The following is a 16,856-nucleotide window of genomic DNA, read 5'->3' on the forward strand; positions in this document are numbered from 1 at the left end:
GCAATGAAAAAGCCGGCCAAACGGCCGGCCCGACTGGACTGAATGGTGGAACGACTGACCAACGACGAGGAGCGTCGACGATGCTGCGCTGGCTGATCGCTGTTCTCTTTCTCGCCAACCTGTTCGCGTTCGTGCTGGTGCGCGGCGTGTTCTGGCCGCTGCCGGCAGCGGGCCCACGCGAACCGGGCGTGCTGTCCCGGCAGGTACAGCCCGACGCGTTGCGCGCGACGCCACTCGCGCAGGCGAGCGATCAACCCGTGATCGGCGGCCCGATCGCCGCGCCGGCCGTCACGGCCGAGCCGCTCGCGGCCTCCGCGCCCTGACGGCGCGAAACCCGCGTCAGGACTGCTGCGCGCGCACCTTCTTCAGCAGCGCCGTGGTCGAGCGGTCGTGCTCGAACGGAATCGCAAGCGCCCGCCCGCCCCAGCCGCGCACCAGCGCCGATTCCGGCAGCGCGTCCATGTCGTAGTCGCCGCCCTTCACGAGAATGTCCGGACGAACGGCATCGATCAGCGACACGGGCGTCTTCTCCTCGAACTTCACGACCCAGTCGACGCTTTCCAGCGCTGCGAGCAGCGCCATCCGGTCTTCCTCGCGGTTGATCGGACGGTCATCGCCCTTGCCGAGCATGCGCACCGACGCATCGCTGTTCACGCCGACGATCAGGCACGCACCGAGCGCCCGGGCGTCAGCGAGATACGTGACGTGACCACGGTGCAGGATGTCGAACACGCCGTTCGTGAACACGACGGGCGAAGTCAGCGACGCGCGCAGGGCAACGAGGGCGTCGCGGGTGATCAGCTTGCGTTCGAAGGTAGCGGGCATGACGGAGGTCGGGTGGAGTAAGCGATGCGCGTCGTGACGAAACACGGCGGCGCCAGATAAAAAGCCCGCCGGATGACCGGGCGGGCTTCATGCATGGATGCGGCGCGGCGATCCCTCCCGGCGCGGCTTCACGCCGGGAGCGATGCCTGTCGGCCTCAGGCCGGTTGCGCGGCCGACGACGGGCCGCTTTCGGACTGCAGGCGGCTCGTGACTTCCTTGCGGTAGCGGTTCAGCTCCTGCGCGGTCGCGAACGTGCGCTCGAACAGGATCGACAGGTTGTGCAGGATCCGTTCTACGACCTTCTTTTCCCACTCGCCGTCGAAGCGGATCTGCTCGTCGAGCCAGCGCTCGAGCCATTCCGGATCCGGCAGGCGCGACTGCACGGTGTCGCGCGGAAACAGCGCCTGGTTCACGTGCAGGTTGGTCGGGTGCAGCGGCTTCTCGGTGCGACGCGCCGACGCCATCAGCACGCCGATCTTCGCGAACGCCGCGCGCGCGACGTCGCCGCAGTTGTTCAGCGCCTTCTTCATGTAGCGCAGGTACGCGCCGCCGTGACGTGCTTCGTCGCGCGAGATCGTTTCGTAGATCTGCTTGATGACCGGCTCGGTGTGCCAGTCGGCCGCGCAGCGATACCAGTGGTTCAGGCGGATTTCGCCGCAGAAGTGCAGCATCAGCGTCTCGAGCGGCGGCGCCGGATCGAACTCGAAGCGCACCGCGTGCAGTTCTTCCTCGGTCGGCACCATTTCCGGGCGGAAGCGGCGCAGGTATTCCATCAGCACGAGCGAGTGCTTCTGCTCTTCGAAGAACCAGACGCTCATGAACGCGGAAAAGTCGCTGTCATGCTGGTTGTCGCGCAGGAACATCTCCGTCGCGGGCAGCGCCGACCATTCGGTGATCGCGTTCATCTTGATCGTCTTCGCCTGCTCGTCGGTGAGCAGTGAAGCGTCGAACTTGTCCCACGGAATGTCCTTCTCCATGTCCCAGCGGACAGCTTCGAGCGACCTGTAAAGTTCCGGATAAAGCATGGTGTTCATGATGGTCCCACCCCTGTTCTGCGCAATGCGACTTCTCTAAACGTGACTGTTGCCGCGTGGGCGCGTGCGCGCTTTTTTGCAGCCAAGACTCTAATTTTACGCGTGAATTCGCCCTCCGGACGCGGATTCCGCGTTCGGCAGCCGGGCGGCCGCGCTGCCGCCTCGTGACACGCCGCAGCCCCGCTCCACTCGAACGGAACCGGTTGCGCGTGCCTGATGTGGGGGCCGGCGCAAGCCGGCTCATTGGCGAGCCCGTCCCCTGCGCCACGCGGTTCCCGGGCGGGTTCCCGTGCGGCAGCCGGACCGGCGGGCTGCTCGATATGGTATATACGGCGGCGGCCATAATAGCATGCGCACATGACCGTTCCGAGACTCCAGCCCGGCCGCACGCCGCCAACCGTGGTGCGGCGATCGGTCGCGGGCAACCGTCGCGAAAATGCAACCCATCTGTAAGCATCGCGTCCCATGGGTGCATTCGATGCGCGTCAGACCCGCATTTCGCCGGCCGCGCGACCGTCTTCCGACGGCATGCCGGCCGCCGTCGCGCTGCTGCCGTCGGCATGCGCAATCCAGCCGGCCAGCGTCTCGCGCTGCGCACGCCCGTCGCGGTAGCCGAGCTCGATCAGCTCGCGCGTGAAGGCCTCCTCGAACAGCAGGTAGCTCGCGAACGACGCGCCGGTCGGCTGGCTGCCGCCGACCGCGCCGAGCAGCCCACGCATCGTCGCCGGCATCTGCTTCAGGTGTTTCGCGGCGATCAGCTCGATGCGCTCGGACGGCGCGATCGCGAGTACATCGACATGCCGCCAGCCGCTGTCCACCTCGACCTGTTGCGGCAGGTGCTCGATCATCCGGTTGATGTGCTCGATCCGCTCGATGTCCGAGCCGATCGAGTCGAGAAACACGCTGGCGAGCACCTGCTGGCCGATCTGCGCAAGCGTCGGATAGCCGCGCACCCGCCCCGAGCCGTTCGCGGCGGGAATCTCGGGACGCGGATCAGCCGCGCCGATCACGAGGATCCGGTCCGCGCCGAAGTGGATCGCCGGCGACAGCGGCGCGATCTGGCGGATCGATCCGTCGCCGAAGTACTCGACCTGCCCGTCGAGCACGAGCGGCACGGCCGGGAATACGAATGGAATGGCCGACGACGCAAGCAGGTGCGACGCCGACAGGTCGACGAGCCGTGCGGTGCGCTGCGCGCGCCGCCACGCCTGGATCGGCTCCGCGGCCTGGTAGAACGTCAGGTGCCGCCCGCTCGAATAGCTGAGCGCGGTGACCGCGAGCGCATGGAGCAGGCGGCCCTCGAGCATCTGCTCGATCCGGTGAAAGCTCAGCTCGCGCTGCAGCAGGTGCGCGAGCGGCGCGTTGTCGAGCAGTCCGCGCGGCGAGCGGCGCGCCGCCCAGCCGAAGGACATCGCCGCCAGCCAGCGCGCGCCCGCCATCGCGATGCCGAGCCAGTCGGTGCGATACACGTATTCGGCACGCAGCGGCTCCCAGAATTCGAGCAGACGGCGCACGCCGTGCGAAAAATCGTCCGCGTGGCTCGCGATCGACGTCGCGTTGATCGCACCGGCCGACGAACCGCACACGACCGCGAACGGCAGCGTATGCCGGTGCGGATCGGCCTCGCGCGCGATCTCCGCCAGCGCCTTCAGCACGCCGACCTGGTAGGCGGCGCGTGCGCCGCCTCCCATCAGAACGAGCGCGAGCCGCATGATCGACCAGCTACCGGGTTCGCGTCACGTCGAGCGTTTCGGCGGACGGGTTGCCGGCGACGAAGCGGCCGCCGCGCGCGCCGCGGCCGAGCCGGCCGGCTTCGCGCGCTTCGCCGCGGGCTTGCGCGGCGCAGCCGCAGCCGCTGCCGCTGCCGGTGCAGGCTGCTCGGCCTGCGCCGAGGCCGGCGGCGCTTCGCCAGGCGCGGCGGGCTGCGCGCCCGGCTGCGTCATCGCGAGGCTCGCGAGCTGGTTGAACTGCGCTTGCAGCAGGTTCCACCAGCCGGACGGATCGAACGCCTGCTGCGCGGCATCGCCTGCGGGCGGCGCGTCCGCGGCGCCCGCAGCAGCATCCGGCGCGGACGGTGCGTCGGCGCGCGGCGCGGACGCCGCCTGCGCGGCCGCGACGGCGGCCTCTTCGGCCGCCGACATCGAACTTTGTGCGAATGCGCCGAACGCGCGCAGCGTCGCGAGCGTCGCACGCTGCACCTCGAGCGCCTGGATCGCCGACTGCAGCATCCCGAGATTGAGCTTGAGCCATTGCTCGACCGCGCGCAGATCGGTGATCCGCTTGTCGAGCTCCTCGACGCTCGTGAGCGGCGCCATCATGTCGGACATGCTCGACAGCGACGGCGGCAACCCCGATGCCGCGCCGGGAAACGACGCCATTCCGCCGCCGAACGGCGACATCCGCATCATGTCCCACATCCGGTCGAGCATGTCGGCAGGCTTGAAACCGGCAAAACCGGCGAAAGGATTGGAACCGGAAGCATCGGTGGTCATACGGGCATCCTGTTTGGCTGGGGGAGCAAGGCGGCCGGCGCGCGGCGCGCAACCGTCTCTGGTTCGATCATAGCGCGCACCAGAACGGCACGTCAGAACGGTGCGTCGCCTCGGAAGTCGGGTGGACGCCGTTCGCGCAGCGAGCGGATGCCCTCCTGCACGTCGGGCCCGGAGAAGCCCATGAATTCGAGCGCGAGCGACGTATCGAACGTCGGCCCGGCCGAGCGCAGCCAGTTGTTCAACGCGTACTTGGTCCAGCGGATCGCCGGCTGCGAACCGTGCGCGAGCCGCTCGGCGACTTCGTATGCCTTCGGCAGCAGGTCGGCCGGCTCGACCGCGAGCGACACGAGGCCGATGCGCTCGGCCTCCTCGCCGCTCACCGGCTCGCACAGCAGCAGGTAGTACTTCGCCTTAGCCATCCCGCACAACAGCGGCCACACGATCGCGGCATGATCGCCAGCCGCGACGCCGAGCCGCGTGTGGCCGTCGATGATGCGCGCATCCTTCGCGGCGATCGAGATGTCGGCGAGCAGACCCGCGACGAGGCCCGCGCCGACGGCCGGCCCGTGCATCGCCGACACGATCGGCTTGCTGCAGTTGATCACGTTGTAGACGAGGTCGCGCGCTTCGCGCCACACGCGGGCGCGCACGTCGAAGTCGTTCGCCATCGCCTCGACGAGCGCGAGATCACCGCCCGCCGAAAAGCCCTTGCCCTCGCCGCGGATCACCGCGACGCGCGTGTCGGGATCGCGATCGACGTCGCGCCAGATATCGGCGAGCTCGCGATGCATGCGCTCGTTCGCGGTCGCGAGGCCGCTGCGGTTCGCGCCCTCCCCGCTCATCACGATGTCGAGCACGCCATGATCGCGGCGCGTCACTTTCAGTGCTTCGTAACCGCCGTATGCGGCGAGATCGGCCATGCGCAGCTCCCGGGTTCCTGAAATGCGTCGAACGTTTGAAACGTCTGAATCGAGTGTAGCCAAGCCCGCGCGGGCAAACATCGGGCGAAACCCGGCGCGCGGGCCGAAGCCGGGCTTCGCATGGGCATCAGGCCGCGCCGTCGGGCGGCGCGACCGACTGCTCGATCGCGCCGAAGATCGACTTGCCGGCCGCATCGAACATCTCGATGCGCACGGTGTCGCCGTAGCGCATGAATTCGGTCTGCGGCGCGCCGTGCTCGATCGTCTCGAGGCAGCGCTTCTCGGCGATGCAGCAGTAGCCGCGCTTCGCATCCTTGTTCGACACCGTGCCCGAGCCGACGATCGAGCCGGCCCGCAGGTTGCGCGTCTTCGCCGCGTGCGCGATCAACTGGCCGAAGTGGAACACCATGTCGGTGCCCGCGTCGGGCTGGCCGACCTTCCTGCCGTTCCAGTGGACGATCATCGGCCGGTGCACGCGGCCTTCGCGCCATTCCTCTCCGAGCTCGTCGGGCGTGACCGCGACCGGCGCGAACGCGGTGGCGGGCTTGCTCTGGAAGAAGCCGAAGCCCTTCGCGAGTTCGGCCGGAATCAGGTTGCGCAACGACACGTCGTTCACGAGCGTGACGAGCCGCACGGCCTTCAGTGCTTCGTCGGGCGACGCGCTCATCCGCACGTCGCCGGTAATCACCGCGACCTCGGCCTCGAAATCGATGCCCCACTCCTCGGACGGGCACACGATGTCGTCGCGCGCGCCGAGGAAGTCGTCGCTGCCGCCCTGGTACATCAGCGGATCGGTCCAGAACTCCGGCGGCATGTCGGCGCCGCGCGCGCGGCGCACGAGTTCGACGTGGTTCACGTACGCGGAGCCGTCGGCCCACTGGAACGCGCGCGGCAACGGCGCCATGCAGTTCGCCGCGTCGAACGCAAACGCGTTGCGCGCGCGGCCGTGATTCAGCGCGTCGTACAGATCGCGCAGTTGCGGCGCGTAGAACGCCCAGTCGTCGAGGACGCGCTGCAGCGTCGGCGCGATCGCATCGGCGATCGCCGCGGTGTGCAGGTCGCGCGACACGACGATCAGTTGGCCGTCGCGCGTGCCGTCCTTCAGCGATGCAAGTTTCATGGGGTATCTGCCGTTGTAGTGACGATGGAGGGAATCTATTTTACGATGGTGAATCCCTGCGGCGCGCCACGATCGTGCATGCCGTTTCCGTCCCGACCCTTGCCGCATTTTCGCGCCCCGTTGCCCATGCCCGCCAGCCCGCTTCCCGACGACGATCTCGCCGATTCCGATACCGACGACGCCGGCTCCGGCGACGGCGGCGAAGGCGGCGAAAAGGTCCGCTCCGGCATCCAGTCGATCGAGGTCGGCTTTCGCCTGCTCGACGTGCTGACGAGCGAGCCGCGCGCGATGATGCTGCGCGACCTCGCGCAGCGAGCGGGCATGAGCCCCGCGAAGGCGCACCGCTATCTGGTGAGCTTCTCGCGGCTCGGTGTCGTGTCGCAGGATCCCGTCTCGGGCCGCTACGAGCTCGGCGGCTTCGCGCTGCAGATGGGGCTTGCACGGCTCGCGCGCGTCGACGGCGTGAAGCTCGCGCGAATCGCGCTGACCGAGTTGCGCGACCGCCTCGACCAGACGGTCGGCATCGCGGTGTGGGGCAACCAGGGGCCGACGATCGTGCACTGGATGGAATCGAGCCACCCCGCGAAGGCATCGCTCAAGCTCGGCGACGTGATGCCGCTGCTCGGCTCCGCGACCGGCCTGCTGTTCGCCGCGTACCTGCCGCGCAGCAAGACCGCCGCGATGCTCGAGCGCGAGCTCGCCGATACCCGCCGCTCGCCGCATCACGGCGGCCCGCGCACGCTCGCCGAAGTCGATGCGGTGCTCGCCGACGTACGCGCGCATCAGGCCGCGCGCGTCGAAGGGATGCTGCTGCCCACCATCCACGCGTTCTGCATGCCCGTGTTCGACGCGGTCGGCGAACTCGCGCTCGCCGTCGTCGCGCTCGGCCAGGAAGGCTCGTTCGACATCGCATGGGGCGGCGAGATGGATACGGCGCTACGCGCATGCGCGCAGAAACTGTCGTACGAACTCGGCTATAGTCCGGACGCGCGCGACGCCTGACCCGCGACGCGCGCGACACCCGACACCCGCGTGAAATCCGCGCGATGCGCCGCGAACGCGCGGGGCATCCGGCGGTCCGATTCGTGTACCGCGCAGCGCGCGGTGCGCCACGACCGCCCCAACCCTGTTCCGATGCGCCGATGCCGCCAGCCGCCACCCGTCCTCGTCACGCCCTGCCCCGCCACTGGCTGCGCGCGGGCGTCGCGCTCGTCGTCGTGCTGGTGCTGCACGCGCTCGCAGCATTGTGGCTGACGCGCAATCGCGCATCGTTCTCGCCGCCCGCGCCCGCCGACGTGCCGGTACAGATCGAACTGCTGAAGCCGCAGCCGATCGAGCGCCAGCCGGCGCCGAAGCCGGCAGCGCATCCAGCCGAAGCTGCGCCGGCTAAGCGCCCGTCCGCCGCACCGAAACCCGCACCGGCGCGGGAACCCGTCCTCACGTCGACCCAAACGGCCGCGCACGGCGAACCGCCGCCGGCCGCCGCCTCCGCCACCTCCGCCGCGAGCGACACGGCAGGCGCGTCGGGCGCGCAGGCGGCGTCGGCTGGCGCTGCGAGCGGCGCCGCGACGCCGGGGCCCGCCACGAGCGGCGTGAAGTTCTCCGTGCCGCCATCGGGCGACCTGCAGTACGACACGTTCTACAACGGGATGCAAAACATGATCGGCACGATCCACTGGCGCACCGACGGACGAGCCTACGATCTGGCGGTGTCGATGCCGGTGCCGTTCGTCGGCCCGTTCACGTATCGCAGCGAAGGCCGGATCGACGCATTCGGCATCGCGCCCGACCGTTACGTAGAAAAGCGCGGCCGGCGTCCCGAGGACATCGCGATCTTCAACCGGGAAATCCATCAGGTCGTCTTCACGCGCACGCCAAACAACGCACCGCTGCCCGACGGCGTGCAGGATCGCTTCAGCATGCTGATGCAGTTGTCGGGGCTCGTGCGCGGCAATCCCTCCGCATACAAGCCGGGCGTCACGCAGCAGTTCTTCGTGATCGACAACAACAGCGGCGAAACCTGGCCGATCGCCGTGATCGGCGACGAGGACGTGCAGACCCAGACCGGTATCGTCAGGGCCCGACACTTCATGCGCCTGCCGCGCCGCGACGGCGACACGCGCCGCATCGACATGTGGCTCGCGCCGTCGCTCGGCTGGCTGCCCGCGCGGCTCGTGCAAACGGAGCCGAACGGCGCGCAAATCGAGCTGCTGTGGCACGGCACGCTGGCGCCGCCGGGTGTACCCTCTGGAGGTGGAGTCGACAGCGACGCAACGAGCGGATCTGCGAGTGCGCCGGCGTCGGCCGCGCAACCGGCGCAACCCGAGGCTCAACCCGCGCCGTCGGCCGCCGAGCAACCGCCCGCGCCACCGGCTGCAACGCCTGCGTCGTCGACGGCCGGGCCGTGAATGCGACAAATCGGCAATTTCGACCGATTAAAGTGCTGACGGAAATGGCCGATGACACTCTTTAACAACTATTTCAGTACACCGGACGACAATAAGAAACGTTTGATAGACATCGGCTTCTAACCGATACACCCCACGCAAACGGGAGACCGGGGTGTGCAGCGCAAGCCCCTTGAAACCGGCAAGGCCTGCCCCATCTACGGGACAACAAGGCCAGATGCCACTGCGAAGAGGAGTGCCGCCATGCAAATGATCTACAACAGCCCCAACTACTGCGTCGTCGAATTTGCGCCGCAGGCCGGTCACCATCTGATGAATGCCGGCGGATACGAAATCGTCGACAAGAACGCGCAGCGCGAGATCTTCATCGACGGCGAACTTGCCGAGCGATTCCGCGCACACGTGAAACAGCTGATCGAAGAGGAACCGTCGCTCGACGAAGTGGACGAATTCCTCGGACAGTTCGACAGCCTGATGATGATGCCGGTCGTCCTGCACTGAACCCTGAGCGGCCCGGCACGGCGCCGGGCCATTCACCGCGCCGCTGGCGCGGTGCCGCGAGCACTCCGATCCAAGCCCCCGTCCGGTTCGCCGGCGGGGGTTTTCGTTTGGTGCGGCGGCACGCGGCGACGCCGCGGCCTCGTCGCAAGGACAACGCTCGTGCGCATGTGCCGTGCCGCCGCATCCGCGTCGACCGCATGCGCAACCCGCGTGCCACGCCGCGCGAGGCCGGACGGCGGCCCGGCGCACCGGCTACAATGACGGTTTTCCCGTCTTCGCCGGTCTCCCCCATGTCTGCGACCCCTCTCGCCGCTTCCGCCCCGCTCGACGCGCACTACACGCGCGGCGCCGAACTGCCTGCGCTGCTGAAATCGCGCATCCTGATCCTCGACGGCGCGATGGGCACGATGATCCAGCGCTACAAGCTCGACGAGGCCGCGTATCGCGGCGAGCGCTTCAAGGACTTCCCGCGCGACATCAAGGGCAACAACGAACTGCTGTCGCTCACGCAGCCGCAGATCATCCGCGAGATCCACGACCAGTACTTCGCGGCCGGCGCGGACATCGTCGAAACCAACACGTTCGGCGCGACGACGGTCGCGCAGGCCGACTACGAGATGGAAGACCTCGTCGTCGAGATGAACATCGAATCGGCGAAGCTCGCGCGCGAATCGGCCGCGAAATACACGACCCCGGACAAGCCGCGCTTCGTCGCGGGCGCGATCGGGCCAACACCGAAGACGGCGAGCATCTCGCCGGACGTCAACGACCCGGGCGCGCGCAACGTCACGTTCGACGAGTTGCGCACGTCGTACTACCAGCAAGCGAAGGCGCTGCTCGACGGCGGTGTCGACCTGTTCCTGGTCGAGACGATCTTCGACACGCTGAACGCGAAGGCCGCGCTGTTCGCGCTCGACGAACTGTTCGAGGACACCGGCGAACGCCTGCCGATCATGATCTCGGGCACCGTCACCGATGCGTCGGGCCGCATCCTGTCGGGCCAGACGGTCGAGGCGTTCTGGAATTCGCTGCGTCACGCGAAGCCGCTCACGTTCGGCCTGAACTGCGCGCTCGGCGCGGCGCTGATGCGCCCGTACATCGCCGAGCTTGCGAAGCTGTGCGACACCTACGTGTCGTGCTATCCGAACGCGGGCCTGCCGAACCCGATGGCCGAAACCGGCTTCGACGAGACGCCGGACGTCACGTCGGGCCTGCTGAAGGAATTCGCGCAAGCCGGGCTCGTGAACCTCGCCGGCGGCTGCTGCGGCACGACGCCCGAGCACATCGCCGAGATCGCAAAGGCGCTCGCCGACGTGAAACCGCGCCGCTGGCCGAGCCAGTATAGCGACGCCGCCTGACCGACCGCCTCAACGCCCGCCCTACCTCATACGAATTCGCACCGCCATGACCGATCACACGATGCGCCTTGCCGGCCTCGAGCCGTTCAACGTCACATCCGGGACGCTTTTCATCAACGTCGGCGAACGCACCAACGTCACCGGCTCGAAGGCGTTCGCGCGGATGATCCTCAACGGCCAGTTCGATGAGGCGCTCGCCGTCGCACGCCAGCAGGTCGAGAACGGCGCGCAGGTAATCGACATCAACATGGACGAGGCGATGCTCGATTCGAAGGCGGCGATGGTGCGCTTCCTGAATCTGATCGCGTCGGAGCCGGACATCGCGCGCGTGCCGATCATGATCGACTCGTCGAAGTGGGACGTGATCGAGGCCGGCCTCAAATGCGTGCAGGGCAAGGCGATCGTGAACTCGATCTCGCTGAAGGAAGGCGAGGAAGCGTTCCGCCACCACGCGAACCTGATCCGCCGCTACGGCGCGGCAGCGGTCGTGATGGCGTTCGACGAAACGGGCCAGGCCGATACCTACGAACGCAAGACCGAGATCTGCAAGCGCTCGTACGACTTCCTCGTGAACGAAGTCGGCTTCCCGCCGGAAGACATCATCTTCGACCCGAACATCTTCGCGGTCGCAACCGGCATCGAGGAACACAACAACTACGCGGTCGACTTCATCGAGGCGACCCGCTGGATCAAGCAGAACCTGCCGTACGCGAAGGTGAGCGGCGGCGTGTCGAACGTGTCGTTCTCGTTCCGCGGCAACGACCCGGTGCGCGAGGCGATCCACACCGTGTTCCTGTACCACGCGATCCAGGCGGGGATGGACATGGGCATCGTCAACGCGGGCCAGCTCGGCGTGTACGCCGATCTCGACGCGGAGCTGCGCGAGCGCGTCGAGGACGTGATCCTGAACCGCCGCGACGACTCCACCGACCGGCTCCTCGAAATCGCCGACAAGTTCAAGGCGGGCGGCGCGAAGAAGGAAGAGAACCTCGAGTGGCGCAACCAGCCGGTCGAGAAGCGGCTCTCGCACGCGCTCGTGCACGGCATCACGAACTTCATCGTCGAGGATACGGAAGAGGTGCGCGCGAAGATCGCCGCGGCCGGCGGCCGCCCGATCAACGTGATCGAAGGCCCGCTGATGGACGGGATGAACATCGTCGGCGATCTGTTCGGCCAGGGCAAGATGTTCCTGCCGCAGGTCGTGAAGTCGGCGCGCGTGATGAAGCAGGCCGTCGCGCACCTGATCCCGTTCATCGAGGAAGAAAAGCGGCTGCTCGCGGAAGCGGGCGGCGACGTACGCGCGAAGGGCAAGATCGTCATCGCGACCGTGAAGGGCGACGTGCACGACATCGGCAAGAACATCGTGTCGGTCGTGCTCCAGTGCAACAACTTCGAAGTGGTCAACATGGGCGTGATGGTCCCGTGCAACGAGATCCTCGCGAAGGCGAAGGTCGAAGGCGCGGATATCATCGGCCTGTCGGGCCTCATCACGCCGAGCCTCGAGGAAATGGCGTACGTCGCTTCCGAAATGCAGCGCGACGACTACTTCCGCGTGAAGAAGATCCCGCTGCTGATCGGCGGCGCGACGACCTCGCGCGTGCACACGGCCGTGAAGATCGCGCCGCACTACGAAGGCCCGGTCGTCTACGTGCCCGACGCATCGCGCTCGGTATCGGTTGCGTCGAACCTGCTGTCGGACGAAGGTGCGGCGAAGTATCTCGACGAACTGAAGTCCGACTACGAACGCATCCGCGACCAGCACGCGAACCGCAAGCAGCAGCCGATGGTCACGCTCGCCGACGCGCGCGCGAACAAGACCAAGGTGGACTGGGCCGGCTACACGCCGGTCAAGCCGAAGTTCATCGGCCGCCGCGTGTTCAGGAACTACGACCTGAACGAGCTCGCGAACTACATCGACTGGGGTCCGTTCTTCCAGACCTGGGATCTCGCCGGCCCGTACCCGGCGATACTGAACGACGAGATCGTCGGCGAATCGGCGCGGCGCGTGTTCTCCGACGCGAAGTCGATGCTCGCGCGCCTGATCCAGGGCCGCTGGCTGACCGCGAACGGCGTGATCTCGCTGCTGCCGGCCAACACGGTCAACGACGACGACATCGAGATCTATACCGACGAGTCGCGCTCGGAAGTGCTGCTCACGTGGCGCAACCTGCGCCAGCAGAGCGTGCGCCCGGTGGTCGACGGCGTAATGCGCCCGAACCGCTCGCTCGCCGACTTCATCGCTCCGAAGGAGTCGGGTGTGGCCGACTACATCGGGATGTTCGCGGTGACGGCCGGCCTCGGCGTCGACGTGAAGGAGAAGCAGTTCGAAGCCGACCACGACGACTACAGCGCGATCATGCTGAAAGCGCTCGCGGACCGCTTCGCGGAAGCGTTCGCCGAAGCGATGCATGCGCGCGTGCGCCGCGAGCTGTGGGGCTACGCGAGCGGCGAGACGCTCGACAACGATGCGCTGATCGCGGAAAAGTACGTGGGCATCCGCCCGGCGCCGGGCTACCCGGCCTGCCCCGACCACCTCGTGAAACGCGACATGTTCGCCGCGCTGCATGCCGAGGAGATCGGGATGAGCGTGACCGATTCGCTGGCGATGCTGCCGGCCGCGAGCGTGTCGGGCTTCTATCTGGCACACCCGGACAGCCGGTATTTCTCGGTCGGAAAAATCGGGCATGATCAGCTCGACGACTACGCGCAGCGCATGGCGCTGTCGCAGGACGACGCGCGCCGCGCACTCGCGCCGCAGCTCTGATCGATCCCCGGGCAGCCGCCGGTTTGATCGGACAAAAAGCAAAAAGCCCGCTCGATAGCGGGCTTTTTGCTGCGGTGCGAACCTGCGTCCCGCGCGCAGCGGGGCTCAGAAGCCCCAGTGCACGTCCGCCTGGCCGGCCTTCGCTTCGCGCAGCATCATCAGGAACGGCGCGACGCGCTGCGCCAGGTTCGGCGGCACTTCGTGGTGCGCGTGGTCGGCATCGTCCTCGTGGAAATGGCCGGCGTGCTCGGCACGCTCCTGCCTGGCCTGGGCGACCGCCCCTTCCAGCTTCGCGATCGCGCCGTCCAGTTCGTCGTGCGTAATGACGCCGCGTTCGCCCAGCTGCTTGCCGACGAGGCTCAGCACGTACACGGCAAAATCCTTCAGCACATCGAGATCCTGTGCCGCCTTGCTCTTGAACGTAATCATGACAATTCCCTTTTCATCTTGTTGTGCCCGCGCGGCGCGGTTGGGGAACGCCGGCAGGCCGGCGTCCGGCCTCCGCGGACGCGGGGCGCCTGATCGGCATATTAGCACCTGTTAAAATTCTGCGATCCCTGAAACGCGCGCCCGAAAAGCGCGCCGGCAGGCCGGCGTTTCCGGCCGCCACCAACGAAGCCTTCTACCAGCATGCTGCCAGCACACAAACAGACCCTCGAAGCCCTGCTCGCGGATAGCGTCACGCAGGTCGCTCACGCGCTGAAAGGCGCCGACACGGCGTTCGTCGCCCCGACCATCACGCTGGAGCGCCCGAAGGCCGCCGCGCACGGCGACGTCGCGTGCAACGTCGCGATGCAGCTCGCCAAGCCGCTCGGCACGAACCCGCGCCAGCTCGCCGAACGGATCGTCGCCGCGCTCACGGCCCAGCCGGCCGCGCAAGGGCTCGTCGAGGCCGCCGAAATCGCCGGCCCCGGCTTCATCAACCTGCGCCTGACGGCTGCCTCGAAGCAGGCGGTGATCGCCGCCGTGTTCGACCAGGGCCGCGCGTTCGGCACGTCGGACCGCGAAAAAGGCAAACAAGTGTTGCTCGAATTCGTGTCGGCCAACCCGACCGGCCCGCTGCACGTCGGCCACGGCCGCCAGGCGGCGCTCGGCGACGTGCTCGCGAACGTGATCGCGAGCCAGGGCTACGCGGTGCACCGCGAGTTCTACTATAACGACGCGGGCGTGCAGATCGGCAACCTCGCGATCTCGACGCAGGCGCGCGCGCGCGGCCTGAAGCCCGGCGACGCGGGCTGGCCGGAAGCCGCGTACAACGGCGAATACATCGCCGACATCGCGCGCGACTACCTGAACCGCGAGACGGTCGCCGCGAAGGATGGCGAGCCGGTCACCGGCGCGGGCGACATCGAGGATCTCGACGCGATCCGCAAGTTCGCGGTCGCGTACCTGCGTCACGAGCAGGACATGGATCTGCAGGCGTTCGGCGTGAAGTTCGACCAGTACTATCTCGAGTCGTCGCTGTACAGCGAAGGCCGCGTCGAGAAGACGGTCGACGCGCTGGTCAAGGCCGGCATGACCTACGAGCAGGACGGCGCGCTGTGGCTGCGCACGACCGACGAAGGCGACGACAAGGATCGCGTGATGCGCAAGTCCGACGGCACGTACACGTACTTCGTGCCGGACGTCGCGTACCACGTGACGAAATGGGAACGCGGCTTTACGAAGGTGATCAACATCCAGGGTTCGGACCACCACGGCACGATCGCGCGCGTGCGCGCCGGCCTGCAGGGGCTGCACGTCGGCATCCCGAAGGGCTATCCCGACTACGTGCTGCACAAGATGGTCACCGTGATGCGCGACGGCCAGGAAGTGAAACTGTCGAAGCGGGCAGGCAGCTACGTGACGGTGCGCGACCTGATCGAATGGTCGGGCGGCGCGGTGCCGGGCCAGGAAGCGGCGCCGGACCTGATCGACGAGGCGACCATCACGCGCGGCCGCGACGCGGTGCGCTTCTTCCTGATTTCGCGCAAGGCCGATACCGAGTTCGTCTTCGACATCGACCTCGCGCTGAAACAGAACGACGAAAACCCGGTCTACTACGTCCAGTACGCGCATGCGCGGATCTGCTCGGTGCTCAACGAACTGAAGTCGCGCTACAACGTCGAAGCCTCGCAGCTGCCGGGCGCCGACCTGTCGCAGCTCACGAGCCCGCAGGCCGTGTCGCTGATGCAGAAGCTCGCTGAATATCCGGACATGCTTACGCACGCGGCAAACGAACTGGCACCGCACGCCGTCGCGTTCTATCTGCGCGATCTCGCTGGCGAATTCCACTCGTTCTACAATGCGGAGCGCGTGCTCGTCGACGACGAAGCGCCGCGCAATGCGCGCGCAGCGCTCCTCGCCGCGACGCGGCAAGTGCTCGAGAATGGTCTGGCGGTGCTCGGCGTGTCCGCGCCCGCCAAGATGTAAGCGGCCCGAACCGGGCAGCGAATGGCCGCAGCAGCGCCCGCCGCCGGCGCGCCTGCCGCGGCCTTTTCACGATTCTTTTTGCAGGTGACTCAAGCAATGGCACAACCACGCCGAACTTCGAAGCAATCGAAACAAGCCGGAGGGACATTTCTTGGAATCGTGCTGGGCCTGATCGTCGGCCTCGCAATCGCAGTGGTCGTGGCGCTCTATATCACGCGTTCGCCGTCGCCGTTCGTGTCGAAGGTCGCGCCGCCGCCGGCCGACAACGGCGCGAGCCAGCCGCAGCAGTTCGACCCGAACCGCGCACTGCAGGGCAAGACGCCCGGCCAGCCGGTGCCGCAGGCCGCGCAGCCCGCGCCGCCGAACACCGCGCCCGGCCAGGCCGCGAACCAGACCCAGGGCGGCCTGCTGCCCGAACCGCAGATCGTCGAAGTGCCGCCGTCGGGCAACTCGAACGGCTCCAGCGGCTCGAACAGCACGAGCGCGTCGAACAATGCGTCGTCGGGTAACGGCGTCGCCGTCGCGCCGAAGCCGGCCGACAACACGCCGCCGCCGAAGAAGACGCAGCAGGCGCAGCAACAACAGCAGCAGCAAGGCGGCGAGGACGATCTCGCACGCTTCGCGGCGCAGAAGCAGGCGCAACAGGCCGCTGCGCAGAAACAGCAACAAGCCGCCAACACGGCGAAGCCGACGTCGTCCACGACGGCCGCCGCCGCAGCGAAGCCGCCGACCGCGGCCGACGCGAACACAGGCTACTTCCTGCAGGTCGGCGCGTATAAAACGGAAGGCGACGCCGAGCAGCAGCGTGCGCGCCTGGGCTTCCAGGGTTTCGAGTCGAAGGTGTCGAAGCGCGATGTCAGCGGCGTGACCTATTTCCGCGTGCGCGTCGGCCCGTTCTCGAAATTCGAGGATATGAACTCGGCCCGTCAGCGCCTGTCCGACGCAGGTGTCGACACGGCGGTGATCCGCTTCACGAAGCAGTAAGCAGCCGGCCGCGCCCGCGCAGAACCCGTTACGTTCCG

15 protein-coding genes are annotated in these 16,856 nt (G+C 67.6%); 8 read left to right on the plus strand and 7 right to left on the minus strand.

Annotated elements, in window-relative coordinates; genetic code table 11:
- The first annotated feature begins 80 nt into the window (after positions 1–80).
- The gene (locus tag J7024_RS10045) at positions 81–323 is read left to right on the plus strand and encodes a hypothetical protein (RefSeq protein WP_124827804.1); all 243 of its coding nucleotides are present in this window, start codon (positions 81–83) and stop codon (positions 321–323) included.
- 16 nt (positions 324–339) lie between these two features.
- On the opposite strand, the gene rfaE2 is transcribed toward J7024_RS10045, so the two are convergent.
- From rfaE2 to J7024_RS10075, 6 genes are all read right to left on the minus strand, one after another.
- The gene (rfaE2, locus tag J7024_RS10050; protein ID WP_096507457.1) at positions 340–825 is read right to left on the minus strand and encodes a D-glycero-beta-D-manno-heptose 1-phosphate adenylyltransferase; all 486 of its coding nucleotides are present in this window, start codon (positions 823–825) and stop codon (positions 340–342) included.
- Positions 826–980: 155 nt separating this feature from the next.
- Positions 981–1,859 carry a diiron oxygenase gene (locus tag J7024_RS10055; protein ID WP_124827803.1) on the minus strand — a complete coding sequence of 293 codons (879 nt, stop codon included), beginning with the start codon at positions 1,857–1,859 and terminating at the stop codon, positions 981–983.
- A gap of 485 nt (positions 1,860–2,344) precedes the next feature.
- On the minus strand, positions 2,345–3,571 hold the full coding sequence (locus J7024_RS10060) for a patatin-like phospholipase family protein (RefSeq protein ID WP_124827802.1): 1,227 nt from the start codon (positions 3,569–3,571) through the stop codon (positions 2,345–2,347).
- A gap of 24 nt (positions 3,572–3,595) precedes the next feature.
- Complete coding sequence (locus J7024_RS10065; RefSeq protein ID WP_124827801.1) at positions 3,596–4,351, minus strand: PhaM family polyhydroxyalkanoate granule multifunctional regulatory protein; 756 nt, start codon at positions 4,349–4,351, stop codon at positions 3,596–3,598.
- A gap of 92 nt (positions 4,352–4,443) precedes the next feature.
- The gene (locus J7024_RS10070) at positions 4,444–5,271 is read right to left on the minus strand and encodes an enoyl-CoA hydratase/isomerase family protein (protein WP_124827800.1); all 828 of its coding nucleotides are present in this window, start codon (positions 5,269–5,271) and stop codon (positions 4,444–4,446) included.
- A 127-nt stretch (positions 5,272–5,398) separates the two neighbouring features.
- Complete coding sequence (locus J7024_RS10075; RefSeq protein ID WP_124827799.1) at positions 5,399–6,391, minus strand: fumarylacetoacetate hydrolase family protein; 993 nt, start codon at positions 6,389–6,391, stop codon at positions 5,399–5,401.
- A gap of 126 nt (positions 6,392–6,517) precedes the next feature.
- Between J7024_RS10075 and J7024_RS10080 the strand changes: the two genes are divergently transcribed.
- From J7024_RS10080 to metH, 5 genes are all read left to right on the plus strand, one after another.
- A complete protein-coding gene (locus J7024_RS10080) occupies positions 6,518–7,393 on the plus strand; it encodes an IclR family transcriptional regulator (protein WP_175750974.1) in 876 nt (291 codons plus the stop codon).
- Between the two features lie 140 nt (positions 7,394–7,533).
- Complete coding sequence (locus tag J7024_RS10085; RefSeq protein ID WP_175750973.1) at positions 7,534–8,799, plus strand: DUF3108 domain-containing protein; 1,266 nt, start codon at positions 7,534–7,536, stop codon at positions 8,797–8,799.
- 243 nt (positions 8,800–9,042) lie between these two features.
- Positions 9,043–9,300: a BTH_I0359 family protein gene (locus J7024_RS10090; protein ID WP_009693455.1), complete on the plus strand. Its 258-nt coding sequence runs from the start codon at positions 9,043–9,045 to the stop codon at positions 9,298–9,300.
- A 290-nt stretch (positions 9,301–9,590) separates the two neighbouring features.
- On the plus strand, positions 9,591–10,658 hold the full coding sequence (locus J7024_RS10095) for a homocysteine S-methyltransferase family protein (protein ID WP_124827795.1): 1,068 nt from the start codon (positions 9,591–9,593) through the stop codon (positions 10,656–10,658).
- A gap of 46 nt (positions 10,659–10,704) precedes the next feature.
- Positions 10,705–13,422, plus strand: a complete 2,718-nt coding sequence (gene metH / locus J7024_RS10100; protein WP_234745016.1) for a methionine synthase — start codon at positions 10,705–10,707, stop codon at positions 13,420–13,422.
- A 105-nt stretch (positions 13,423–13,527) separates the two neighbouring features.
- Here the strand turns inward: metH and J7024_RS10105 are convergent, their stop codons facing one another.
- The gene (locus tag J7024_RS10105; protein ID WP_124827794.1) at positions 13,528–13,851 is read right to left on the minus strand and encodes a DUF1840 domain-containing protein; all 324 of its coding nucleotides are present in this window, start codon (positions 13,849–13,851) and stop codon (positions 13,528–13,530) included.
- A gap of 201 nt (positions 13,852–14,052) precedes the next feature.
- Here J7024_RS10105 and argS point away from each other — a divergent pair, with 201 nt between their 5' ends.
- Both argS and J7024_RS10115 read left to right on the plus strand, forming a co-directional pair.
- Positions 14,053–15,834 carry an arginine--tRNA ligase gene (argS, locus tag J7024_RS10110; RefSeq protein ID WP_124827793.1) on the plus strand — a complete coding sequence of 594 codons (1,782 nt, stop codon included), beginning with the start codon at positions 14,053–14,055 and terminating at the stop codon, positions 15,832–15,834.
- Positions 15,835–15,930: 96 nt separating this feature from the next.
- Positions 15,931–16,818 carry an SPOR domain-containing protein gene (locus J7024_RS10115; RefSeq protein WP_124827792.1) on the plus strand — a complete coding sequence of 296 codons (888 nt, stop codon included), beginning with the start codon at positions 15,931–15,933 and terminating at the stop codon, positions 16,816–16,818.
- The last annotated feature ends 38 nt before the right edge of the window (positions 16,819–16,856 follow it).

Source organism: Burkholderia sp. WTPI3, assembly GCF_021483755.1.
Taxonomy (GTDB): domain Bacteria; phylum Pseudomonadota; class Gammaproteobacteria; order Burkholderiales; family Burkholderiaceae; genus Burkholderia.

Bases quoted from the DNA above. Each gene is read 5' to 3' on its own strand.
- J7024_RS10045 (WP_124827804.1), top strand. From the start codon at position 81: ATGCTGCGCTGGCTGATCGCTGTTCTCTTTCTCGCCAACCTGTTCGCG.
- rfaE2 (WP_096507457.1), bottom strand. From the start codon at position 825: ATGCCCGCTACCTTCGAACGCAAGCTGATCACCCGCGACGCCCTCGTT.
- J7024_RS10055 (WP_124827803.1), bottom strand. From the start codon at position 1,859: ATGAACACCATGCTTTATCCGGAACTTTACAGGTCGCTCGAAGCTGTC.
- J7024_RS10060 (WP_124827802.1), bottom strand. From the start codon at position 3,571: ATGCGGCTCGCGCTCGTTCTGATGGGAGGCGGCGCACGCGCCGCCTAC.
- J7024_RS10065 (WP_124827801.1), bottom strand. From the start codon at position 4,351: ATGACCACCGATGCTTCCGGTTCCAATCCTTTCGCCGGTTTTGCCGGT.
- J7024_RS10070 (WP_124827800.1), bottom strand. From the start codon at position 5,271: ATGGCCGATCTCGCCGCATACGGCGGTTACGAAGCACTGAAAGTGACG.
- J7024_RS10075 (WP_124827799.1), bottom strand. From the start codon at position 6,391: ATGAAACTTGCATCGCTGAAGGACGGCACGCGCGACGGCCAACTGATC.
- J7024_RS10080 (WP_175750974.1), top strand. From the start codon at position 6,518: ATGCCCGCCAGCCCGCTTCCCGACGACGATCTCGCCGATTCCGATACC.
- J7024_RS10085 (WP_175750973.1), top strand. From the start codon at position 7,534: ATGCCGCCAGCCGCCACCCGTCCTCGTCACGCCCTGCCCCGCCACTGG.
- J7024_RS10090 (WP_009693455.1), top strand. From the start codon at position 9,043: ATGCAAATGATCTACAACAGCCCCAACTACTGCGTCGTCGAATTTGCG.
- J7024_RS10095 (WP_124827795.1), top strand. From the start codon at position 9,591: ATGTCTGCGACCCCTCTCGCCGCTTCCGCCCCGCTCGACGCGCACTAC.
- metH (WP_234745016.1), top strand. From the start codon at position 10,705: ATGACCGATCACACGATGCGCCTTGCCGGCCTCGAGCCGTTCAACGTC.
- J7024_RS10105 (WP_124827794.1), bottom strand. From the start codon at position 13,851: ATGATTACGTTCAAGAGCAAGGCGGCACAGGATCTCGATGTGCTGAAG.
- argS (WP_124827793.1), top strand. From the start codon at position 14,053: ATGCTGCCAGCACACAAACAGACCCTCGAAGCCCTGCTCGCGGATAGC.
- J7024_RS10115 (WP_124827792.1), top strand. From the start codon at position 15,931: ATGGCACAACCACGCCGAACTTCGAAGCAATCGAAACAAGCCGGAGGG.